Origin of the sequence: Massilia sp. YIM B02443 (assembly GCF_030411955.1) — a bacterium.
Classification (GTDB): domain Bacteria; phylum Pseudomonadota; class Gammaproteobacteria; order Burkholderiales; family Burkholderiaceae_D; genus Telluria.
Window position 1 is genome coordinate 12,674 of record NZ_JASNRA010000034.1, and the last position, 23,109, is coordinate 35,782.

Consider the following 23,109-nt stretch of genomic DNA (forward strand, 5'->3'; position numbering starts at 1 on the left):
TTTCTCCTTACGCTCTGACGACTCGGCACAGCGAGACTTTGGTTTCCTGCATCATGGTGACGGCGTCGTAGCCGTAGGTCCAGCCGGTATTGACCGCCTCCCCACGCACGATCGGCGCGCCGCCTTCCGGATAGTGTTTTTCCAGGTCTTCGCCCATCCACCAGCCGCCGAAGTGGAACGGCATCCACACCAGGCCGACCGGCACCCGCTCGGTGACCATCGCCATCATCTTCAGGCGCGCGCCGGTCGGGGTCTCGACCCACACGTACTCGCCGATGCGGGCGCCGATCTGCACCGCGTCGAGCGGGTTGATCTCGACGAACATGTTCTGCTGCAGCTCGGCCAGCCACGGGTTGGAACGGGTCTCCTCGCCGCCGCCCTCGTACTCGACCAGGCGGCCCGAGGTCATGATCAGTGGGAAGTCCTTCGAGTAATCGATGGCCTGCACCGATTTGTACAGCGTCGGCAGGCGCCAGTGGTTGGCCTTGTCCTCGTAGGTCGGGTACTGCGCCACCAGGTCGCGCCGTGGCGTGGCCAGCGGTTCGCGGTGGACCGGCACCGGATCGGGGAAGTTCCAGACGTTGGCGCGGGCGCGCGCATTGCCGAACGGGGCGCAGCCGTGGGCGATGACGACGCGGATGATGCCGCCCGAATTGTCGGTCTTCCAGTTCTTGCCCTCGGCCATGGCCTGCTCTTGCGGCGTCAGTTCGGCCCACCAGCCCAGTTTTTTCAGGAACACGTGGTCGAATTCCGGATAGCCGGTGTCGAGTTCGCTGTCCTTGTTGGTCGAGCCGTCGGCCGCCAGCAGGCTCTCGCCATTGTGCTCGACGCCCCAGTTGGCGCGGAACGGCAGGCCGCCCTCTGCCACCGACTTGCTCAGGTCATACAGGATCGGGGTGCCGGGATGCTTCATTTCCGGCGTGCCCCAGCACGGCCACGGCAAGCCGTAGTAGTCGCCCTTGCACGGGCCCGAGTCGGCGCGCAGCGTGGTCGGGTTGAAGGTGTGCTTGTTTTCCATGTGCAGCTTCAGGCGCTCGGGCGAGCAGCCGGTGTAGCCGATGGTCCAGCACGAGCGGTTGATCTCGCGCAGGATGTCCTCGACCACCGGTTCGTTGTGCACCACCTTGATGTTCTTGACCAGCTCGTTGTGGAAGCCCAGCTTCCTGGCGAACAGGTACATGATCTCGTGGTCGGTCTTGCACTCGAACAGCGGCTGGATCACCCTTTCGCGCCACTGGATCGAGCGGTTCGAGGCGGTGCACGAACCCTGCGTCTCGAACTGCGAAGCGGCCGGCAGCAGGTACACGCCATCGGTGCGGCCGTGCATCGACGCCGTCATGCTCGGATACGGGTCGATCACCACCATCATGTCGAGCTTCTGCATCGCCGCCTTCATGTCCGGCAGGCGGGTCTGGCTGTTCGGTGCGTGGCCCCAGTAGAACACGGCCTTCAGGTTGCTCGGCTGGTCGATGTACTTGTTCTCTTCATTGACCGCATCGAACCAGCGCGACACCGTGATGCCGGGCTTTTCCATCAGTTCCTTGGAGCCGAAGCGCGACTTGATCCATTCGTAATCCACGCCCCAGACACTGGCGAAGTGCTTCCAGGCGCCTTCGGCCAGGCCGTAGTAGCCGGGCAGCGAATCACCGTTCGGGCCGACGTCGGTTGCTCCTTGAACGTTGTCGTGGCCGCGGTAGATGTTGGCGCCGCCGCCGGGGATGCCGATATTGCCCAGCACCAGCTGCAGGATCGACAGCGCGCGCACGTTGGCGGTGCCGACGTGGTGCTGGGTGATGCCCATGCACCAGACCACCGACGACGGGCGATTCGTGGCCAGCATCTCGGCCGCCATCCGCACCGCCGACTCCGGCACGCCGGTCACGTCCGACACTTTATCGGGAGTCCACTTGGCCACTTCCTTGCGCACCTCGTCCATGCCGTAGGTACGCTCGGCGATGTACTTCTTGTCTTCCCAGCCGTTGTTGAAGATGTGCCAGACGATGCCCCACACCAGCGCGATGTCGGTGCCGGGGCGCACCCGCACGTAGTGGTGGGCGAAGCGCGCGGTGCGGGTGAAGCGCGGGTCGATCACGATCATCTTGGCGCCCAGTTCCTTGGCGTGCAGGAAGTGCAGCATCGAGATCGGGTGCGCCTCGGCCGGATTGCTGCCGATGAACAGCACCGCCTTGCTGTGGTGCAGGTCGTTGAACGAATTGGTCATCGCGCCGTAACCGAAGGTCTGGGCCACGCCCGCGACCGTGGTCGAGTGGCAGATGCGCGCCTGGTGGTCGCAGTTGTTCGAGCCCCAGAACGAAACGAACTTGCGCAGCAGATAGGCCTGCTCGTTGTTGTGCTTGGAGCTGCCGATCCACATCACCGAGTCCGGCCCGGCCTGCTGGCGCAGCTGCAGCAGCTTGTCGCCGATCTCGTTGATGGCCTGGTCCCACGAGATGCGCTGGTACTTGCCGTCCACCAGCTTCATCGGATAGCGCAGGCGGTGCTCGCCGAACGCGTGCTCGCGCACCGAGGCGCCCTTGGCGCAGTGGGCGCCCATATTGATTGGCGAATCGAAGGCGGCTTCCTGGCGCACCCAGACGCCGTTGGCCACCACCGCGTCCACCGAGCAGCCGACCGAGCAGTGGCTGCACACGGTGCGTTTCACTTCGGTCGGCACCGGCGTGTTCGGCACCGGGTCGGCCTGGGCCGGCTCGATCATGTTGAACGGCAGGTGGCGCGCCAGCGCGCCGGCGCCGACGGCGACACCGGCGCCGGCCAGGAAGCGGCGACGCTTGACACCGCTTTCGCGGCTGGTCTTTACCAGGGACATATGCAGGTTCCTCGTTATGGCTGGGATTTACCAGTAAGCGGCGGTCTGGTAGTAGCGCCGGATGTGATCGGTCTCGTGGTAGCCGCGCTTGATGTTCGGGTCGGGCTGCACCGGCGCGGCGGCGGGAGCGGCGCCGGCCGGGGCGGCGGCCGCCACCAGCAGCGCGCCCAGCGGCGCGGCTTTCAGGAAGCCGCGGCGGGCCGGGTCGGGTTTCGTTTCGGCGTCGTGTGCGTCGAGTTCATGCTGCTTCATTGCTCTGCTCCTCTACCGTGAAGGCGTCTGCCTCGATCGCCAGGAAGGCCTCGGCCAGGCGCGCCACCAGGCGGTAATAGTTGGCGCCGTCGGCGCCGGCGATATCGTGCATGGCGCGCTCGTACCAGGGCGCGATGTGCACTTCGAAGAAATAGCGTTGCTGCTCGACCGGCTGCGGCCGCACGCCCGGCGCGCCGCCGACCAGCACGCGCATGGTTTCGCACAGGGCGCCGATGTGGTCCTCGAACTCCCCGGCCCCGCGCACCCGCGCCAGGCCCAGGCGCGCCAGGTCGGCGCGCAGCTCGGCCAGCGGCGTGTCGTTGATGAAGCCGGCGATGTAGCGCGAGCCATAGGGATTGATGAGCGGCGTGCCGATGGCGACGAACAGCGCGTCGAATTCGTCCTGCACGGCTTGCGCATCCATGACGCTGGAGGCCATGCTCAAGCGTTCCCAGGCTTGCTCGAGGGCCAGGTCACCGCCCTGGGCCAGGATCGGCTCGCTGGCCGACAACGCATCCAGCAGCGCCGCGTCGGGCGGCACCAGGAACAGCCGCGCCAGCAGGGCGTACAGGTCCGCGCGGGCCTGGTCTTCGCCGCTCAGGGGCTTCACCGGCATGCTGACGGTGGCGAACGCAGTCGGGCGTTCTTCGGTGGGCGCACTCGTTGGTGACACTATGGTGCTCCAGTTATAAAAGATTCATGATTAGTGTAGTCGCATGACACAATTGTGCGCGCACAGTTGTGCCTATCGCATACCGGCGGCGTGCATGACCATCCGGATCAGGTATGCCACGGCCGAGAGCGTCAAGACGCCACCCAGCCATAACAGCACCATCCAGCCGATGCGGCGCAGCCACTCCCGTTTCCCCACGTTATGCATGGCCATCAGTGATACCCCGCATCGGCCTTGACCTTGCCGCGAAACACCCAGTACGACCAGCCGGTGTACATCAGGATGATTGGCAGGATGAACAGCGTGCCGACCAGCGCGAAACCCTGGCTCTGCGGTGGCGACGCGGCTTCCCAGATCGTGATCGCGGGCGGCACCACGTGCGGCCAGATGCTGATCGCCATCCCGCTGTAGCCGAGGAAGATCAGGGCCAGCGCCAGCACGAAGGGCTGGCGGAACGGCTTGCGTCCCAACGAACGCAGCAGCAGGAACATGCACAACGCCACCAGCAGCGGCACCGGCGCCAGGAACAGGATGTTCGGGAAGGTGAACCAGCGGTCGGCCACGTGCGGGAAGCGCAGCGGGGTCCAGATGCTGACCGCCACGATCGCCGCCAGCAGCAGCAGCGCGAACGGCTTGGCGACCTGGATCATGCGGTCGTGCAGCTCGCCCTCGGTCTTCATGATCAGCCAGGTGGAACCCAGCAGCGTGTAGGCGATGATCACGCCCACGCCGGCCAGCAGCGGGAACGGCGCGATCCAGTCGAGCGGCCCGCCGGAAAAGCTGCGCCCCGAGACCGCGATGCCATCCAGGAAGGCGCCCAGCGCCACGCCCTGGAAGAACGCCGCCACCACCGAGCCGCCGATGAAGGCCTTGTCCCACAGGTGGCGCTCGCCCTCCTTGGCCTTGAAGCGGAACTCGAACGCCACGCCGCGGAACACCAGGCCGATCAGCATGAAGATCAGCGGCAGGTACAGGCCGGAGAGGATGATCGAATACGCGATCGGGAACGCCGCCAGCAGGCCTTCGCCGCCCAGCACCAGCCAGGTCTCGTTGCCGTCCCACACCGGCGCCACGGTGTTCATCATGGTGTCGCGGTCGCGCTTTTTGGGCGTGAACGGAAACAGCATGCCGATCCCCAGGTCGAAGCCGTCCAGCAGCACGTACATGAAGACGGCGAAGAAGATGATGACGATCCAGATGATCGAGGTGTCGATGCCCATGGTTCAGCTTCCCTTCGGGTGGTCGTCGTCCTGGCCGGGACGCTGGTCGCCGGCGCCAGGCTGCGGATGGGTGTCGAGGCCGAGCTTGGCCCCGGCTCCGTCCCCGGCCGCACCCTGCGCGGCGAGGTCGTCCTTGTCGCCGCTGTCGTCGTTGCGGGTGTCGGCCGCCGACAATGGCCGCATCGGGGTGCGCCCTTCTCCCGGCCCGCCCTCCGGGGCATGCTGCACGGCGAAGTGCTGCGGCCCCTTGCGGATCAGGCGGATCAGGTACAGGGTGCCGGCGCCGAACACGAACACATAGGCCACGATGAACATGCCGAGCGTCAGCGCCATCGTGGCGGCGCTGTGCGGCGACACCGCATCGGCCGTGCGCAGCACGCCGTACACCACCCACGGCTGGCGTCCGACCTCGGTGGTGATCCAGCCGGCCAGGATCGCGATCAGGCCGGCCGGCCCCATCGCCAGCGCGAAGCGCAGGAACAGGCGCTTGTTGAAGATGCGTCCGCCGCGCCTGAGCCACAGGCCCAGGACCCCGAGCGCGATCATCAACAGGCCCAAGCCGACCATCACGCGGAAACTCCAGAACACGATCAGCGAATTGGGCCGGTCCTGCGGCGCGAATTCCTTCAGGCCCGGGAACTGGCCGGTCAATGTATGGGTCAGGATGATGCTGCCGAGGTAGGGAATCTCGACCGCGTAGCGGGTCTCTTCACGCTCCATGGCGGGAATGCCGAACACGATCAGCGGCACCGCCTCGCCCGGTTCGTTCTGCCAGTGCCCTTCCATCGCCGCCAGCTTGGCCGGCTGGTGCTTGAGGGTGTTGAGGCCATGGAAGTCGCCGATCACGGCCTGGATCGGGGCCGCGATCAGGATCATCCACATCGCCATCGACAGCATCTTGCGCACGGCTTTGCTGTCGCGGCCGCGCAGCAGGTGCCAGGCGCCGGACGCGCCGACCAGCAGCGCGGTGGCCAGGTAGGCGGCCACCACCATGTGCAGCAGGCGGTACGGGAACGAGGGATTGAAGACGATCGCCAGCCAGTCGGCCGGCACCAGGCGCCCGTCTTCCCAGGCATAGCCCTGCGGGGTCTGCATCCAGCTGTTGGCGCCCAGGATCCAGGTGGCCGAGATCAGGGTCCCGAGCGCGACCATGCAGGTGGCGGCGAAGTGCAGCTGCGGGCCGACCCGGTTCCAGCCGAACAGCATCACGCCCAGGAAGCCGGCCTCCAGGAAGAACGCGGTCAACACCTCGTAGGTGAGCAGCGGCCCCATCACGCTGCCGGCGACCTCGGACAGCACGCTCCAGTTGGTGCCGATCTGGTAGGCCATCACGATGCCGGACACCACGCCCATGCCGAAGGCGACCGCGAAGATGCGGATCCAGAAGTGGTACAGGTCGACGTACACCTGGCGCTTGGTGCGCAGCCAGCAACCCTCGAGCACCGCCAGATAGCTGGCCATGCCGATCGTGATCGCCGGGAAGATGATGTGGAACGAAATCGTGAACGCGAACTGGATGCGCGCCAGATCCAGGGCACTCAGGCCGAACATGTCTACTCCTCGCCTTCGACAGGAGGTGGCGAGACTAGCATGGCGTTTTCGGCGCACGATTGGCGATGGCAAATTTGTATCGCCCGTCGCGCACGGGCGACACATTCTGGACAAGTGCGCCCGCACCGGTTCCAATCGCGCACCCGGGCGGGTAGCCGATGCGGGCACGGACCGCCAACACGTCTATAATCGCGGGGTCACCGCATCGACCGACCGCGTCTCATGTCCCAGCACCCGCTCCAGCCATCCCCTTCCCCCGGCCAGCCAGCCGTCACGCTCCAGGCCCTCAAATCCTGCGCCGCCTGCAGCATGCACCAGCTATGCCTGCCGATGGGCCTGGCCGACGCCGACATCGACCGCCTGGACCGCATCATCGGCCGCCGCCGCCGGCTGGCGCAGGGCGAGCGCCTGTACGGGATGGGCGAGCCGTTCCGCAACCTGTACGCGGTGCGCTTCGGCCACTTCAAGACCTACCAGGTGAATGCGGCTGGGGTGGCCCAGATCACCGGCTTCCAGATGGCCGGCGAACTGCTGGGCATGGACGCGATCAGCGGCAACCACCACTGCGACGCGGTGGCGCTGGAAGACAGCGAGGTATGCGAGATCCCGTTCGCGCGCCTGGAAGAACTGTTCGGCGAAGTGCCAACGTTGCTGCGCCACTTCCACCGCATCATGAGCCAGGAAATCACGCGCGAGCAGAACGTCATGCTGCTGCTTGGGAACATGCGCGCCGAGCAGCGCTTTGCCGTGTTCGTGGTCAACCTGTCGGCGCGCTACGCGACGCGCGGCTATGCGGCCGACAGTTTTCAATTGCGCATGTCGCGCGAGGACATCGGCAACTACCTGGGCCTGACCATCGAGAGCATCAGCCGGCTGCTGTCGCGTTTTAAAAAGCAGGGCTGGATCGCGGTCGACAAGCGCGACGTCACCCTGCTCGACCCGGCCAAGCTCAAGGCGCTGGCCTCGGGCGCCGACGTGTGCAGCCCGATGGCTTGACGTTCCTGGATTGACGATGCGATTGAACCCCGCCCTCGAACTCGACCTCCACCTGCGCAGCTACGGCCGCGTGCACTGGGGCGACCGCCACGCGTTCGCCCAGCTGGTGCTGCCGGTCGATGGCGAGGTGCTGCTCGACATCGAAGACCGGCGCGCCCGGCTCGATCCGCTGCACGGCGCGCTGATCGCGCCCGGCGCCTGGCATGCACAGTCGAGCCAGGCCGAGAACCATTCGCTGATCGTCGACGTCGACGCCGCCGCCTTCGACGGCGGACCGTGGCAGGCGCTACTCGAGCGCCCGTTCGCGCCGCTGGCGCCAGCGGCGCGCAAGCTGGTCGACTTCATGGGCATCCTGGCGCGCCAGTCGCCAGTTTCCGGGACGCTGGTGCAGGGCTGGGTGCCGCTGCTGCTCGATACGCTGGTGCTGAACGAAACGCGGCCGGTGTCGCGCCTGGCGGCGCTGCTGGCGCGCATCGAGGCCGAGCCGGGACTGCCGTGGAGCACGGCGGCGATGGCGCAGGCGGCGCATGTGAGCGTGAGCCGGCTGCATGTTCTGTTCCGCGATGAGCTGGATACCAGTCCGCACGACTGGCTGCTGCGCTGCCGCCTCGAGCGGGCGCGCGAGTGGCTTGCGGAAGGCACGCGCAGCGTGGCAGAGATTGCGCTGGCCGCCGGCTTCGCCGACCAGAGCAGCCTGACGCGCGCGATGCGCAAGGCGTTCGATACCACGCCGGCGGCGTATCGGCGCGCCATGCGCCAGTCGGTGCGGTTGCTTGGACGGGCGGGAGACTACAAGCTTTCTATTTGCAATACTTAATAAAAATAAACTTGCTAAGGTAGAATCACTTCTTCCGCTCGGCGACATGGCCGCAGCCTGGGCATTCATTTCGACCGCGCAAGGAGCAACATGGCTCAATCCAACATGCAACTCAAGCAGCAGCGACTCGACGCATTGTTCGAGGAGTGCCAACAGCATGTTTTCTCCCAACTCATTGGGCCATTTGGGCTCTCTCCGGCAATGTTCGCCGACCAGGCTGGCGGCAACGTCACCACTGTTCACAATTTCGAGAAGGGCGTAGTCGCCAATGAAAACGACAAGGCGCTGTATGAGTCCTTGTCGGAGGCGTATGACAGAAGCCAATTTGAACTGTCGCAAACACAGTGGGATGCAAAGCGCGATGAGCGTATCGCACGAGGCATAGATGAATACACCAATGAAGCGCTGTCGTCCAAGCCAGAGTTGGATCATTTCACGCCCATCAAGGCCGTTGCTACCGACCCGAAAATGAGGCTGGCCCTTGGAGAGGTTAAAGACGGAAAGGTCTCCGTCGAGAAGATCAAGGTATTGGTCAATGACGACGCGAACTTGGCAATCACCGATATCTCGATTAACCGTTCCAAGAAAGACCACGATGTCAATGAGTGGAGCGCGAAGGCGTCAACGACCGACTTAGAAAAGACCAACGCCGAGCGCTTTGCGATTGATCCCAATGCTGTCGCCAAAAAGCACGCCGAATCAAAAGAAAAATTCGATGGTGAGACAAACTCATCTTTGATGAAAAAACAGGGTGGCGAGCTCCTTGCAACCGGCGGCAAGCAGGCGTTGACGATGGGATTGAAGCAATCAGTGGGCATTCTCTTGACCGAGCTGGTCAACGGATTGTTCAATGAATTCAAAGCCATGATCAAAGAGGGCTTCTCGCTCACCAAGGACCTTCTGGGCGAGATCGGCGAGCGTCTTGGACGGGTAGCGCGCTCTGTCGCGAAGAAGTTACCCGACGCATTCAACGCCCTGTTTGAAGGAGGCGTTAGCGGGTTCATGAGTAACTTGCTAACATTCGTAATCAACTCATTCGTTACGACGGGTGAAAAGCTCGTGCGCGTCATACGCGACGGCCTGTCAGGGCTTTTCAAAGCGTTCAAGCTCATCGCCTTTCCTCCGAAGCACATGAGTCGGAGCGATGCGACCCGGGAAGGGCTGAAGATCTTGACCACCATTGTCATCACATCATTGGGCGTCATGATCGAACAGAGCGCAATCACGTTCATGGCCGCCATAGCGCCGCTCAAACCTCTTGCCGATATGGTTGCGCCAGTCTTGGTCGCCATCATGGTTGGACTGCTGTCAGCTTTGATGGCTTATCAGATCGACCGTCTATTCGATAAATTTTCTGATGCAGGAGATGAGCGTCGTCTCGACGAACTGATCGAAGACGCTCAGCAGACGGGGAGCTTTGCTTGCGCCATGGAAGAGCAGATCGGCATGTCGCTGGCGAACATCAGAAGCTACGCGACTTCGATCGAACTATACAAAGACATTGGGTCGTCGTTCGGGGCAGCAAGCAACGATGCCAACGTCACCCTGTTGAGCTTACAAGCAACCAATGCAGACACCGCGTCGCTGGTTGAAAGCACCTCGGCCATGCTGACCTATATCGAAGTATCCCAACGCGACATCGAGCGATTCTTGAAAACGATGTAATCGTATATAGATCTTGCCGACTTTCCGAACACGTCGAAACTCACCCAGAAAAATGTCCAGTTCATCCATACCTGTCTCGCCATTTCCCAACAAAGTGGCGGGATCAGACGTCTCTCTGAAAGAAACGGAAGTGAGCGACCTGCAAATTGTCGAAGCCTTTTCTCGCGTCGCAGTCCCTGAAAGCATTCTAAAGAATAGCAATGTGTCTCAGTTGGTCGCCGAAATGAACTTGGCAAAAACGACTCTGGATTCTGCCGCGGCTAAGCTGAATGCACTGCGCCAGCAGAAAAAGGAGAGCAATTTCCTATCAAATATGTGGAACGACCAGGACGACAAAATCGAGGACGCTCAGGTCGCATTGGACAAGAATGTTCGCTGGCTGTCTTCGCTGTCGTCGAAGCTGCTGATCCTTAACACAGCGATGGCGAAGATCATGCACGGGCAGCAGGGCGTGCTGCAAGATCAGCAGCTGGCGCTCACGGATCAGGCGCGCGGCATCGAGCGACAAAACGTCCAGATCAAAGCCCAGCAAGATGGCCTGGAGCGCAACCAGCGCGAGTTCAACAAGGCAGTTGCGGCACTCGCGAAAGCCACCGAGCTGACGCATGCGCAAGCTGGCGAACTCATGAGATGTATCGAGAAGGTTGCCCTGTCCGAACAGCGTATGCTGGCGTCGTATGAGCAGATTGCAGCCACCGTCGACGAACGACTGCATGTCATCAAATGCGATTGGTCGAAGGTCTTGGCCGATAAGTTCGTTGATCTCACAGATGCGCAGGTTACGCGTGATCGACGTGTAGATGAGCGCCTGGCAACAAGCGCAGCCAGCGCCGTCGAACGACTTGCCGCGTCTGAGCAGCGCATGTTGGCGTTGCACGCCCACCTGTCGGAGGCGATCGAGGAGCGATTGGCAACCAGCGAAGCCAGCGCGGCTGAACAGCTGGCTGCGTCCGAGCAGCGCATGTTGGCGTCGCACGTACACCTGTCGGGCGCGATCGAGGACCGATTGGTAACCAGCGACGCAAGCGCGGCTGAACAGCTGGCTGCGTCCGAACAGCGCATGTTGGCCGCACATGAGGATCTGGCAAGCACATTCGACAGGCGACTGCAGTCGGCCCTGCAGACATGGTCAGCGACCTCGTCCAGACAAGAAGCTCGGTTCAATGATGCATACTTGGCGCTCGGCAAGCGCGTAGACGAGCGCCTGATCGCAAGCGATGCAAACACGCTCGGTAAAATCAATATATTGGAAACGCTGCTTTCGGAACTCGACATCAAGCTCGCATCAATCGCAGCGCGTGAAGCAACAATTGCCGCGGACGTCGAAAAGCAACACAAGGCGCTGCATGCGTCGCGGATTGCGCACATCCTGAGTGTTGTCGCGATTGGCGCGCTGTTCCTTTGGACGGTCGTCGCGAGCTCAGCCCTGATCCATTGACGCGACATATGGGTGATCGGCGAGGCGCTGTACAAGCTATCGCGCGGCCACGTTACCGCGCTCGCCATCCGGCAACCCTGCAAAGCAGGTTTGCGCAATGTCTGGTATGGGTCTATAGCGGAGGTCCAAAGACTCAGTCCAGGGGCCATGACAACGGCCGTATTCCCAGACCGAATGAGACCATGCGCGTGTCGGCGCACTTGTCATCGCGCGAGATCGCGTCAAAAACGCAGTAGTCCGCGACAAGACCACGCCCGCACGTTGCGGTGAGAATCTCGCTGTCACCAGGAGATTCACACAATGCTCACCCGCACCTTTTCCACCACCGCCATCCCGGCTGCATGGCTCGGCATCGGCGCCGGCGTTGCCGCCGGCGCCCTGTGGGGCCTGGTCTTCCTCGCGCCCGAACTGGTGCCCGGCTTCTCGCCGACCCAACTGTCGGCCGGGCGCTACCTGGCGTACGGCTTGATTGCCGCCGTGCTGATCATGCCCGCTTGGCGCCGGCTATGGCGCAGCCTCGACTGGCGCGCCTGGCGCGCACTGCTGGCCCTTAGCGTCAGCGGCAACATCGTCTACTACATGTTCCTGGCCAATGCCGTGCAGCGCGGCGGCGTGGCCATGGCCTCGATCGTGATCGGTCTGCTGCCGATCGCGGTCACCCTGGTGGGCAGCCGCGACCACGGCGCGGTGCCGCTGCGGCGCCTGCTGCCGTCGCTGCTATTCAGCGGCGCCGGGCTGGCCTGCATCGGCTGGGAATCGGTCTCGACCGCGGGCGGCTCTCCCCTCGGCCTGCTGTGCGCGGTCGGTGCGCTGGTGTCGTGGACCTTTTTCGCGGTGTACAACAGCCGCTGGCTGGCGCGGCTCGACGGCGTCTCGGCCCACGAGTGGAATTTGCTGGTGGGCGTGATCACGGGGGTGCAGGCGCTGCTGCTGGCGATTCCCGCCTTCGTGCTGGCGCCGGGGCAACACGCCGTGCCCGAGTGGATCTGGTTCGGCGCAGTGGTGAGCGGCGTCGCCCTGCTCTGCTCGGTGGTCGGCAACGCGCTGTGGAACCATGCGAGCCGCCTGCTGCCATTAAGCCTGATGGGCCAGATGATCGTGTTCGAGACCATCTTCGCGGCGACCTACGGCTTGATGTGGGAAGCGCGCTGGCCGACCGCGTTCGAGGCGGCGGCGCTGGCGCTGCTGGTGGCGGGGGTGGTGTCGTGCGCGCAGGCGCACCGCACACGCAGGTGAACTAAGCGCTGCGCGGCGTCGCCACGGCTGCGACCGGGAACATCCGGTCGTAGACGATGTTGAACAGGAAGCCGTAGACCAGGTAGAAGATCACGATCGCGACATCCATCAGCAGCGCCGCCCACAGGCCGATGCCGAGGGTCCAGGCGATCAAGGGGATCAGCATCACCACCAGCCCGGCCTCGAACAGCAACGTGTGCGCGACGCGGATCGGCATCGTCTTCTCGATGCTGCCGCGCAGGCGCAGCATGGCGCGGTCGAAGCCGACGTTGAAGACGAAGTTCCACAGCGTGGCGATGGTGGCCGAGGCGATGCCGATCACGCCCATGTGGTCGAGCGGCTGGTCGAAGAGCGCGGCGGAGCCGGGGATGAAGATGGCCAGGGCCACGGCTTCGAACAGGAGCGCGTGGCGAACGCGGTCGCGGAAGGTGCGCATGTCGATTGATCTTTCTGCGATCGGTCGCTGGCACAATGCCGGCGCCGGTCGGTGGTTGCAAAGATTGCGAGCACACTGGGTCGGTAGCGCTGCAAATATCCAGGCAGCATGATCGCATACGCGATATATGTAGGCATAGCGTCAAAATCGAGGCATCATGCTCCAGATATGAAACACACGAATTGGGATGACCTGCGGTTGCTGCTGTTGATCGCGCAGGAAGGAACGCTGCGCGGCGCGGCTCGGAAGGCGGGCCAAAGCGCCGCCACACTGTCGCGCCGGCTCGACGAGCTCGAGGCGGCGCTCGGCCAGCGGGTGGTCGAACGCTTCCAGGGCGGGTGCGTGCCGACGCCGTTCGGCGCCGACGTGATTGCATGGGCCGGCCAGATGGACGAGATCGCGCTGCAGATCGAACACGCGCGCGACCGCCGCGACGCGCACGCCGCTTCCGGCCTGGTCCGGATCAATACCGACGAATGGCTGTCCTACTTCCTGACCACCCGCTTCGCGCGCTTCCATGAGGTGTATCCGAACGTCGAGGTCGAGATCGTCACCTCGCACCGCCCCTACAACCTGGCGCGGCGCGAAGCCGATATCGCCATCCGCCCCTACCGTCCCGAACAGCTCGACCTGGTCACGCGCCAGCTCGGCACCCTGTCCTTTGGCCTGTTCTGCAGCCAGGACGTCGCCACGCGCCATGCGGCGGCACTGGCCGCCCGCGACTGGGCCAGCTTGCCGTTCGTCGGTTTCGACGAGCCGCGCGCCGAGTTCCAGTCCGACCGCTGGCTGCGCGCCCTGCCCGGCGCGCCGGCGCCATGGATGCGCTGCAGTTACGGGCTCGGCATCCTGGACGGCGTCGCCCACGGCGCCGGCCTGGGCGTGCTGGCGACCTTCCTGGCGGCCGACCAGCAGCACCTGGTCGCCGCGATCCCGCATATCCCGGAGCTGGACCAGGACATCTGGCTGTCGATGCCCGGCAGCCTGCGTTCGAGCGCGCGGATCCGCGCGGTGGTGGACTTCATGGAGCAAGTGTTCCAGGAATACCGGCAGACGGCTGCGTAGGGCTGCCGCCGTCGCCGGCGACATCACACCGCCTGCGCCATCGCCACCGCATCCGCCCCGGCCGGAATGCGCATCGGCGCCGCCCGATCGGTCACCGCGCGCCACACCGCTTCGGCCACGTCGCGCGCCTCGGTCACCGGAGCGTCGCCGCCCCTGTCGGAGAACACGGCGTCGAGCAGCGGCGCATATTCCGCCGGCGTCTCGGCCTGCATGCGGCCGCGCGCATTGGCGCCGAAGCGCGTCGTGGGCGAGCGCCCCGGCAGCACCAGGCGCGCGCGGATGCCGATCGGTTCCAGCTCCAGCGCCACCGACTCGGTGAATGCGTTGAGCGCGACCTTGCTGGCCGTGTACACCGACAGCAAGGGCAGCGGCGCCAGCGTGACGGCCGACGTGACGTTGACGATCACGCCGGCACGCTGCGCACGAAACGCCGGCAGCACGGCCCGGGTCAGCGCGATGGGGCCAAGCGTGTTGGTCTCGAACACGTCGCGCACGACGTCCATCGACACGCCTTCCAGCGGATACAGCAGGCCGATGCCGGCATTGTTGACCAGCGCGTCGATCGGGCCGGCCGCCTCCAGCAGCGCGCGGATGCTGGAGGCGTCGGTGACGTCCAGCGCCAGCACGCGCAGGCGCTCGGATGGCGGCAAGAGGGTGGCATCGGGCGTACGCATGGTGGCGATTACGCTCCAGCCTTGCGCCAGGAAGTGGCGCGCGATTTCAAGGCCGAAGCCGGACGAGCATCCGGTGATGAGGACGGTTTTCATGACGGGACTCCTGTGGTTGGTTGCAGTACCGCTACGATAGGCGACGGCGCCCGGACGCCCTACAATCGGCAATCCATAAAACTTTCGCGAGCGTCCAGCGATGACCGATCCAATGGCCGAGGTGGTTGGCCTCCTCCAGCCCAGCGTGCGGTTTACAAAAGTCGTCTCCGGCGCCGGCCGCTGGGGCGTGCGGCGTAGCGAGGGTGGCTCGCCGTGGTACTGCGTCATCCTCGAAGGCGGCTGCCGGATGGCGCTCGACGACGCCGGGGCCATCGCGCTGCAGGCGGGCGACTTCGTGCTGGTGCCGGCGACGCACGGTTTCGAGATGACCAGCAGCGAAGCCCCGGACGCGGCGGCGTTCGGCAAGCTGCCGGCCGAAATCGGTCCCGGCGAATTTCGCCATGGCGCGCAAGACGGCCCGGCGGACGTGCGCTTCATCATCGGCCACTGCGTGTTCGGTTCGCCCGACGCGGCGCTGCTGGTCTCGCTGCTGCCGCGCCTGGTGCACGTGCGCGGCGCGCCACGCCTGGCGTCGCTGGTCGAACTGGTGCGCGACGAATCGCGCCAACAGCGCCCCGCGCGCGACGTCGTGATGACGCGCCTGCTCGAAGTGCTGCTGATCGAGGCGCTGCGCTCGACGGCCGGCCCCGCAGCCTCGCCCGGCCTGCTGCGTGGCCTTTCCGATGCGCGCCTGGCCGGGGCCCTGCGCCGGTTGCACGAGGCGCCGGCGCATCCCTGGACGGTGGTGGAGCTGGCGCGCGAGGCGGCGCTGTCGCGCTCGTCCTTCTTCGAACGCTTCCAGCGCGCCGTCGGCATGGCGCCGATGGAATACCTGCTGGCGTGGCGCATGGCGCTGGCCAAAGACCTGCTGCGCCGGGGAACCGAGAGCGTCGCCGCGGTGGCCGAGCTCGTTGGCTACAGCTCGGCAAGCACCTTCAGCGTCGCCTTTGCGCGCCATATCGGCATGGCGCCGGGGCGATATATGCGTGGTGCTTACCCGGAAACGCTTGAAACCGGCTGACACTTCCTTCAGCCTATAATCGGTCACTCATCCATTTCACGGGGATTATCCATGCGCGTCCGTCCGTTGTTCGTCCTGTTGTGCTGCGTCGCCGTTTCGCAATCCGCTTTCGCCCAGCTGAATGTGCGCGAAGTAAAAGGAGGAAAAGACCATCCTCTGCTGTCGCGCTTCGAGGGAGCGAAGATGGTCGGTTACAACGCCGTGCGCTACGACCAGGCCGAACTGCCGGCCAGCCGCCCCTACTTCAGGGACAACACTATTCGGGTCGACAATCTGCTGAAACCTGAAGGAAGCTATACGCGCATTGCCTATGTATTCCCGAAAGACCGGTCCGGACTCGAAGTATTCCGCAACTACCAGGCTGCGATCGCGCAGGCCGGCCTGAAGGTGATTTACTCCTGCGAGAAAAAAGAAGCCTGCGGCGCACTCGAGTCGTATTACAACTCCAGCTACCTGATGCGTGATGGTTTCCTCGAGGGTGGCACCGGCATCCATAACTCGTTCAATGCGGGCCTGGGCGAGCCACGCTATCTGGTGGCCCAGGGCGCCCGGCCCGACGGCAGCCCGGTGCACGTGGCCGTGCTGGTCGCCGCGCCGCTGCGCGATTACATGGGCGGCATTTCGCTGCAAATCGTCGAAGGCAAGCCGATGGATACCGGCAAGGTAGCAGCGACGCTGAACGCAGGCGATATGGCGCGCCGCATCGCCGCCGAAGGCAAGGTCGCCGTGTATGGCGTCTACTTCGATACCGACAAGGCCGAGGTCAAGCCGGACTCCAAAGCGGCGCTGGCGGAAATGGGCAAGCTGCTGCAGCAGGATAAGAACCTGAAGGTGCATATCGTCGGCCATACCGACAACCAGGGCGCGGCGGCGCGCAATATGGACTTGTCGCAGAAGCGGGCGGAATCGGTCGCCAAAGTACTGACGACGGAGTACAAGATCGATGCCAGGCGCTTGAGTGCGAAAGGTGTAGGGCCGTATGCGCCGGTTATGTCGAATGACGCTGAACCGGGCCGCGAGAAAAACCGGCGCGTCGAGTTGGTCAAGCAGTAATCGGCGGATGGCCTAAAGCTCGATCAGAAGCTCGGGCCGATACCCCTCCTGCTCTCCCTTGCTCAGGTAGCCGAGCGGATTGGCGACCACGCGGCACGACCATGACTGTGCGCCGTCGCGCCCCTCGACCACGTAATCGTTCATGCAGTGCAGGTGCCCGTGCATCCAGACGTCGGCCTGCTTGAACAATTCGTCGATCGAATTGCAGAACCCCGCCGTGCCGGGCGTGACGCCATAGCGTGGATCGGCGCTCAGCAGACTCGGGGCGAAGTGCGTCACGACCACGGTCTTGCCGTCGAACGGCGTGTCGAGCGCCGAACGCAGCCACACCTGACAATCGAGCGCCAGCGCGCGCCAGCCTTCGGCCAGCACCGGTTCGCCACCTTTGAGCGTGGTGTTCTTGGCCAGGTAGTAGTTGGCGGCGCGGAACGCCTTGTTGCGCTGCTGTAGCTGCTTGGTGAGATCGGTCTCGCGCAGCGCCAGCGCTTCGAAGTCGCTCCACAGCGTGGTGCCGATGAAGCGCACATGGCCGATGGTGATCACTTCGCGATCGAGCCAGGTGATGCCGAGCCGTTCGCAGGTGGCGCGCAGGCGGGCGTAGGTCTCGTCGTAGTCGAGGCCGTCGAACTCATGGTTACCGGGAATGAACAGCACCTGCTTGCCGGCCAGGTCGGGATTCTGCGTCGAGAAGCGTTCGAGGCCGAAATCCTGGTCTTCCAGGCGCGAGCCCTCCTGGTAGGAACCGATGTCGCCGGCCAGCACGACCACGTCGATGCCGGGCAGGATCTGCGGGCGGAAGTGGGGATAGCGTTCGAGGTGGAGGTCCGAGAATAACTGTATGCGCATGGTCGGCGCAGTATAAAGCAAGCTGGCGCGGCCGGTCGCCCGGCGTGCCGGCCACCTTCAGGCCGGCCGGTCGACCAGGCGCGCGATCTCGACCGAACCGCGCTCGTCGAAGATCGGACACTCCTGCGCCAGCCGCACGATCTCGTCGAAGTCCGCCGCCTCGACGATCGAATACCCGCTGAGCGAGCTGCCGGACAGCTTGGGGCCGATCAGCCGGCTCGGCACTTCGACGCTGGCCTGGGTCAGGCTGCCGCGGTCGATCAGCGCCGCGCCGAGACGGTCGAACCAGGCCGACCATCCCTCGGGATGATGCACGGCGCCTTCGCCCTCGCCGGCCGGCGCGCCTCGGTACACGATGAGAAAGCGTTCCATGTGGTGCCTCCATGTCGTCAATACGGATCACCTTAGCAGACCCGCCGGCGAGACGCCGCACTGCTGACCTGCCCCGCCCGTGGGCGGGGCCGCACACCGCTCAGAAGCGGATGTTGGCCGTCAGGCTGGCCGAGCGCGGCGTGCCCGGCGTGTAGCGGTAGCCGCTCTTGTTGATCGCCGCCACGTACTTCTCGTCGCCGATGTTGTACACGTTCAGGCGCAGGTCGACGTTGTTGCTGACCTTGTAGCCGAGCATGGCGTCGAACACCCAGTACGACTCGGTGTAGGCCGGGGTGCCGACCGCGCCGTCGGTGCCGCGCGCCAGCTTGTCGCTGAACCGCGCGCCGCCGCCGATGCGCAGGCCCCATGGCAGATCGTACGAGGTCCAGGCGGTAAAGGCCTGCTTCGGCGTGTAGGTCAGGCTGTTCTCGCCGGAGGCGGTCACGTTGCGGCCGCGCTCGACGCTGGTGTCCATATAGGTGTAGCCGGCGCTGACCAGCCAGTGCGGCGCCAGCTCGCCGGTCGCGCCCAGCTCGACGCCCTGCACCTGCTTCTCGCCGGTCTGATACCACTGGTTGTCCACCGGATCCTGCTCGACCTCGTTCTCGACCTTGGTGCGGTACAACGCAGCCGACAGCGACAACTTGGATTTGAGCAGGTCGAGTTTCGAACCGATCTCATAGGTCGTGGTCTTCTGCGGATCGTAGATCGGATTCTGCGCGCTGTTCAGGTTGCCCGACACGGTGAAGTTGCCGCCCGGCGGCTGCTTGGAGCTGGCCACGGTGGCGTACACGCTGCTGTTGGCGGTCGGCTTGTATAGCGCCGACAGCTTGCCGTTGACCAGGTTGTCGCCGACCTTGAAACGGGTGTTGGTCAGCACGTTGTTGGTCAGCGCCACCACCGCATAGTCGCCGCGGAAGTGGTCCACGCGTACCCCGCCGTTGATGATCCACTTGTCGCCGATCTTGGCGGTGTCGAACAGGTACAGGCTCTGGGTATCCACTTCGCCTTCGTTGTAGGCGCCGGTGCGGCGCACGTTCGGCGCCACGGTGGGGGCGTCGCTCGGGTTCGGATGGTAGATGTTCGCCGCCGGCATGGTGCCGAGACCGGTCAGGCCCCAGGTGGTCTGGCGCTCGCTGGTGATTTCCAGGCCGGCGACCAGGGTGTGGCTGACGGCGCCGGTGCCGAACTGGCTGGTCAGGGTCGTCATATTGGTGAGCACCTTGTTTTCCTGGTCCTTGCCGGTGCGGATGCTGCGCGCCAGGGTCCAGCTGTTCGGGTCGGCCGGGTTGGGCGTGGACAGGTTGGCGGCGCTGGTCAGGAACGCGGTCAACAGGTAGTCCTGGCTGGTCTTGCCGTAGCGGCTGACGTTCTGCAGCTTCATGGTCGGCGAGAAGTCGTGCTCGACGCGGATGGTGCCCATGTCGGCCTTGATGTCGTCGTAATCGTCGACCGAGCCGTAGAAATTCTTCGGATCGACGCGCGGCGCGTCGTTGAGGAAGGTGCGCGGATCCGGGCTGCCGGTCGGCACCCGGCCCGGGCTGGTGTAGCCCGGCAGGCCGATCACGAACACGCCGCCGTCGGGAATATTGTCCTGGTCGACGTGCAGGTAATCGACGTGCACGCGCGTCGCGCCATTCAGGCCGAAGCCGACGCTCGGCGCTACCGCCCAGCGCTTGTTGCGCACCACGTCGCGCCCGGCGCTGTCGGAATCCTGGGCCAGCACGTTCAGGCGCAGCGCGATGCCGCGCTCTTCGTTCAGCACCTGGTTCAGGTCGCCGGTGATGCGCTTTTGCGAGCCGCTGCCGCCGGTGACCGAGGCGCTGGCGGCGTCGCTGAGGTTGGCCTTCTTGCTGACCAGGTTGACCGAGCCGGTCGGCGCGCTGCGTCCGTTGTCGGTGCCGGCCGGGCCTTTCAGCACTTCGATCTGCTCCAGGTTGAACACGTCGCGCGAGATCGAGCCGATGTCGCGCACGCCGTCCACGAAGATGCTCTGCGAGGTGTCGAAGCCGCGCATGAAGATGGCGTCGCCGGTGTTGGTGTTGCCGTTCTCGCCCAGGAAGAAGGCGCCCACGCCGGGGGTGTTGCGCAGCGCTTCGGTCAGGGTCAGCGCGCCCTGCTGCTCGAACAGTTCCTTCTTGATCACCTGCACCGTCTGCGCGGTGTCGACCAGTTTTTCGGTGTACTTGGCCGACGAGGCATACTCGGCGCGGAACGGGTTGTCGCTCTTGCCGGCCACTTCGACCTTGGCCGTGGTTTGCGGGCCGGCGACAGCGGTGGATTCGACCACGGCAGGTTCGACGGCCGCGCCTGGCGTCACCGGCTCGCTGGCCTGCGCGGCCAGTGGCAGCAGGACCGCGGCCAGGGCGGTCCCGACGGCCTGGCTGCGACGTTGTGGATGCTTGCGGCTTGTTATTGCTTTCATTGGAGCTGCCTCTTTCAGGTGAATGCGAATGTATAAACACTGCTTGGAAGGCAATGATTCTACGAAGAATGTACAGCCATGTAAACAGGAATCATTCTCATTCGCATTCCACGCAACACATTTGACGCGCCTCGGATGACAGCCACCATGCGCGGGTATTTCTCAAGTGCGCTGTTTTTTTGACAACTCTGCTATTGTCGGCACATCAAGCACTCAGGAGAGCAACATGCTGAAAATCTTATTGTGGGCAGTAGCGATCATCTTCCTCATCGGCCTGCTGGTCGTGACCGGTGTGCTGAAGATGATTTTCTGATCGTCGCGCGGATCTTTCCGTACGACCGGCGGCGCGTCACCGTGAAAGCGGACGCGCCGTCTTGTTTTTGACGGACAAAAAAAACGCCATCGCCGCGCAAGCGGCGATGGCGTTCTGCTGGACAGGAATGCAGGCAGCGAGCGCTGTCGCTGCGCTATGCCATCAGGCCTTCTTCTGCTGGGCGATCCAGTTATCGACCAGCTCGCCCAGCACGTCGAGCGGCACCGAACCGGCGCCCAGCACCAGGTCGTGGAAGGCCGGCAGCGAGTACTTGTCGCCCAGTTCCGCCTGCGCCTTCTGGCGCAGTTCCAGGATGCGCAGCATGCCGATCATGTAGGCGTTGGCCTGGCCCGGCCACACGATGTAGCGCTCGGTTTCCTGCACGCCCATGCCGTAGTCGATCGCCTGCTGGCGCGTCCATCCCTTGGTGTGGATGCCGGTGTCGGCCACCAGGCGGCGGGCGCGGAACAGCTCCGAGCCGAGCGCGCCGAGCAGGCCCGGCACGTCGCCTTCGTACCAGCCCTGCTCCACCGCCAGCCGTTCGGTGTACAGCGCCCAGCCTTCCGAGTGCGCGCTGCCGCCGCTGAAGATGCGCTGGCTGCGGAATTTCGGAATGCCGGTCTGTTCCTGCTGGATCGCCAGCTGGAAGTGGTGGCCCGGCACCGCCTCGTGGTAGGCCAGGCTGCGCATGCGGATCATGTCGAAGGTCGGGCCGCGCAGCGGCACCCAGAAGATGCCCGGACGGCTGCCGTCCGGCGCCGGCATGGTGTAGTGGGCGGCGGCCGACGGCTCGGTCAGCGGCGGCACGCGGCGCACGTCCACCGGCGCGCGCGGCTTCAGGTTGAACAGCGAGGCGCTACGCCGCTCGGCGTCGCGCACCATCTCGTTGTAGCTGGCGATGATGGCGGGACGCGGGTCGCCTTCGCCCTTCGGCTGGAAGCGCGCATCGAGCTGCTTCATGCGCTCTTCGATGCCGCCTTCGGAGAGGCCTTGCGCGCGCAGGTGCTTGTCCATCTCGGCTTCGATGCGCGCCACTTCGCGCAGGCCGATATTGTGGATCTGCTCCGCGGTCAGCTTGGTGCTGGTGAAGTTTTCCAGCGCGCGGGCATAGGCCTTGTCGCCGCCCGGCAGGCGCGAGATGCCGGCCACGTCGCCGGTCTTCGGATGGATCTCCGCCAGGTGCGCCTGCACGCGGGTGTAGGCCGGGCGCACCTTCTGTTCGACGATGCGGGTGGCGCGCGCGATGGCGGCCTGGCGCGCTTGCGGTGTCAGGTCCTTCATCGTGGCCGTTTTCTCGGTCAGCGAGGTCACCAGCACGTTCTCGGCGGCGGCCGGTTTCAGGAAGTGGTCGACCTGGAACTGGGCGCGCTCGAGGATGAAGCGCGGCGGGATCAAGCCCTTGGCGGCGGCGCCCTTGCCGCGCGCCAGCGCTTCGTCCATGCGCGTGCCCACCTGGTCCAGGCGCGCCAGGTAGCTGTCGACGTCCTGGGCGTTGCGTAGCGGGTGGGTGTTGGTCATGTAGTTGACCAGGCTGACCTGCACCCCGCTGAACTGCGAGAACACCCAGTTGTAGTCCTCGAACGGTTCGTTAGCGATCACGTTCTGCAGCGACCAGCGCATCACGGCGGCCGAGATCTTCTGGGTCGCGTCCAGCGGGCTGGCGGCGAAGCCGTCCAGGCGCTTGAGGCCGGCGCGCGCCATGTCCTGCACCTTCTTGCGGTACGCCGGGCTCAATGGCGTCAGTTCGCGATCCAGCCTGGCCTGCTCGGCGCCGCTGAAATACTGGGTCGACGTCGCCAGCTGCGGGTTCAGGCGCACCCAGTCCTCGGCGAACTTGTCGGCCCACTGGTCGAACGCCTTGTACGGCGCGACGGCGGCCTTGGCGCTTGGTGCCGGCGTGGCGGCGTGCGCTGACGGGACAACGGCGGCGGCGATGGTGGTGGCAAATGCGGCAGGCAGGAACAGGGCGGCGACGGCGGCGCGCAGGCGGGAAGCGGGCATCGTGGATCTCTTTCGGAATGTCGTAGGTGTTGGACGGCTCGAGTCACTACAAGTGCTTTATTGCTGATAGACAAGGTAGCACGGAAGTGAACAGTTCAACAACGGCAACAGTTGTATGCCAGCGTACGTACGGCCATC

At 64.8% G+C, this 23,109-nt stretch carries 20 protein-coding genes; 8 read left to right on the top strand and 12 right to left on the bottom strand.

Going from position 1 to position 23,109, the window contains the following annotated elements; all coding sequences use genetic code 11:
- Positions 1-7: 7 nt before the first annotated feature.
- The 6 genes from QPK27_RS23300 to QPK27_RS23325 form a co-directional block, all read right to left on the bottom strand.
- Complete coding sequence (locus tag QPK27_RS23300) at positions 8-2,827, bottom strand: formate dehydrogenase subunit alpha (RefSeq protein WP_290420560.1); 2,820 nt, start codon at positions 2,825-2,827, stop codon at positions 8-10.
- A 27-nt stretch (positions 2,828-2,854) separates the two neighbouring features.
- Entirely contained in the window at positions 2,855-3,079 is a 225-nt protein-coding gene (locus tag QPK27_RS23305; protein WP_290420561.1) for a formate dehydrogenase, read from the bottom strand.
- On the bottom strand, positions 3,066-3,752 hold the full coding sequence (locus QPK27_RS23310) for a molecular chaperone TorD family protein (RefSeq protein ID WP_290420562.1): 687 nt from the start codon (positions 3,750-3,752) through the stop codon (positions 3,066-3,068). The genes QPK27_RS23305 and QPK27_RS23310 overlap by 14 nt, the downstream gene beginning before the upstream one ends.
- A 72-nt stretch (positions 3,753-3,824) precedes the next feature.
- Positions 3,825-3,965, bottom strand: coding sequence for a DUF2474 domain-containing protein (locus QPK27_RS23315; protein WP_308633607.1), 141 nt, complete (start codon positions 3,963-3,965; stop codon positions 3,825-3,827).
- Positions 3,965-4,972 carry a cytochrome d ubiquinol oxidase subunit II gene (cydB, locus tag QPK27_RS23320; RefSeq protein WP_290420563.1) on the bottom strand — a complete coding sequence of 336 codons (1,008 nt, stop codon included), beginning with the start codon at positions 4,970-4,972 and terminating at the stop codon, positions 3,965-3,967. Before cydB ends, QPK27_RS23315 begins: the two co-directional genes overlap by 1 nt.
- 3 nt (positions 4,973-4,975) lie before the next feature.
- On the bottom strand, positions 4,976-6,523 hold the full coding sequence (locus QPK27_RS23325; RefSeq protein WP_290420564.1) for a cytochrome ubiquinol oxidase subunit I: 1,548 nt from the start codon (positions 6,521-6,523) through the stop codon (positions 4,976-4,978).
- 222 nt (positions 6,524-6,745) lie between these two features.
- On the opposite strand from QPK27_RS23325, the gene fnr reads away from it, so the two are divergent.
- The 5 genes from fnr to QPK27_RS23350 all read left to right on the top strand — a co-directional run bounded on the left by fnr (position 6,746) and on the right by QPK27_RS23350 (position 12,675).
- Positions 6,746-7,519 carry a fumarate/nitrate reduction transcriptional regulator Fnr gene (gene fnr, locus QPK27_RS23330; RefSeq protein WP_290420565.1) on the top strand — a complete coding sequence of 258 codons (774 nt, stop codon included), beginning with the start codon at positions 6,746-6,748 and terminating at the stop codon, positions 7,517-7,519.
- A gap of 16 nt (positions 7,520-7,535) precedes the next feature.
- Positions 7,536-8,336, top strand: coding sequence for an AraC family transcriptional regulator (locus QPK27_RS23335; RefSeq protein ID WP_290420566.1), 801 nt, complete (start codon positions 7,536-7,538; stop codon positions 8,334-8,336).
- A 90-nt stretch (positions 8,337-8,426) separates the two neighbouring features.
- Positions 8,427-10,001, top strand: coding sequence for a hypothetical protein (locus tag QPK27_RS23340; protein ID WP_290420567.1), 1,575 nt, complete (start codon positions 8,427-8,429; stop codon positions 9,999-10,001).
- 130 nt (positions 10,002-10,131) lie between these two features.
- Positions 10,132-11,439 (top strand): hypothetical protein, encoded by a 1,308-nt coding sequence (locus QPK27_RS23345; protein ID WP_290420568.1) that lies wholly within the window; start codon positions 10,132-10,134, stop codon positions 11,437-11,439.
- 300 nt (positions 11,440-11,739) lie between these two features.
- The gene (locus tag QPK27_RS23350) at positions 11,740-12,675 is read left to right on the top strand and encodes a DMT family transporter (protein WP_290420569.1); all 936 of its coding nucleotides are present in this window, start codon (positions 11,740-11,742) and stop codon (positions 12,673-12,675) included.
- 1 nt (position 12,676) lies between these two features.
- On the opposite strand, the gene QPK27_RS23355 is transcribed toward QPK27_RS23350, so the two are convergent.
- A complete protein-coding gene (locus QPK27_RS23355; protein WP_290420570.1) occupies positions 12,677-13,111 on the bottom strand; it encodes a PACE efflux transporter in 435 nt (144 codons plus the stop codon).
- Positions 13,112-13,279: 168 nt separating this feature from the next.
- Here QPK27_RS23355 and QPK27_RS23360 point away from each other — a divergent pair, with 168 nt between their 5' ends.
- A complete protein-coding gene (locus QPK27_RS23360; protein WP_290420571.1) occupies positions 13,280-14,173 on the top strand; it encodes a LysR family transcriptional regulator in 894 nt (297 codons plus the stop codon).
- Positions 14,174-14,196: 23 nt separating this feature from the next.
- Here the strand turns inward: QPK27_RS23360 and QPK27_RS23365 are convergent, their stop codons facing one another.
- Positions 14,197-14,940, bottom strand: coding sequence for an SDR family oxidoreductase (locus QPK27_RS23365; RefSeq protein ID WP_290420572.1), 744 nt, complete (start codon positions 14,938-14,940; stop codon positions 14,197-14,199).
- Positions 14,941-15,040: 100 nt separating this feature from the next.
- Between QPK27_RS23365 and QPK27_RS23370 the strand changes: the two genes are divergently transcribed.
- Complete coding sequence (locus QPK27_RS23370) at positions 15,041-15,961, top strand: AraC family transcriptional regulator (protein ID WP_290420573.1); 921 nt, start codon at positions 15,041-15,043, stop codon at positions 15,959-15,961.
- A 66-nt stretch (positions 15,962-16,027) separates the two neighbouring features.
- Positions 16,028-17,014, top strand: coding sequence for an OmpA family protein (locus tag QPK27_RS23375; protein ID WP_290420574.1), 987 nt, complete (start codon positions 16,028-16,030; stop codon positions 17,012-17,014).
- A gap of 12 nt (positions 17,015-17,026) precedes the next feature.
- Here the strand turns inward: QPK27_RS23375 and QPK27_RS23380 are convergent, their stop codons facing one another.
- From QPK27_RS23380 to QPK27_RS23395, 4 genes are all read right to left on the bottom strand, one after another.
- Positions 17,027-17,860 carry a metallophosphoesterase gene (locus QPK27_RS23380; protein ID WP_290420575.1) on the bottom strand — a complete coding sequence of 278 codons (834 nt, stop codon included), beginning with the start codon at positions 17,858-17,860 and terminating at the stop codon, positions 17,027-17,029.
- Between the two features lie 57 nt (positions 17,861-17,917).
- On the bottom strand, positions 17,918-18,232 hold the full coding sequence (locus QPK27_RS23385; RefSeq protein ID WP_290420576.1) for a hypothetical protein: 315 nt from the start codon (positions 18,230-18,232) through the stop codon (positions 17,918-17,920).
- A gap of 100 nt (positions 18,233-18,332) precedes the next feature.
- Positions 18,333-20,657 (bottom strand): catecholate siderophore receptor Fiu, encoded by a 2,325-nt coding sequence (locus tag QPK27_RS23390; protein ID WP_290420577.1) that lies wholly within the window; start codon positions 20,655-20,657, stop codon positions 18,333-18,335.
- Between the two features lie 475 nt (positions 20,658-21,132).
- Positions 21,133-22,971 carry a DUF885 family protein gene (locus QPK27_RS23395; RefSeq protein WP_290420578.1) on the bottom strand — a complete coding sequence of 613 codons (1,839 nt, stop codon included), beginning with the start codon at positions 22,969-22,971 and terminating at the stop codon, positions 21,133-21,135.
- Positions 22,972-23,109 lie beyond the last annotated feature (138 nt).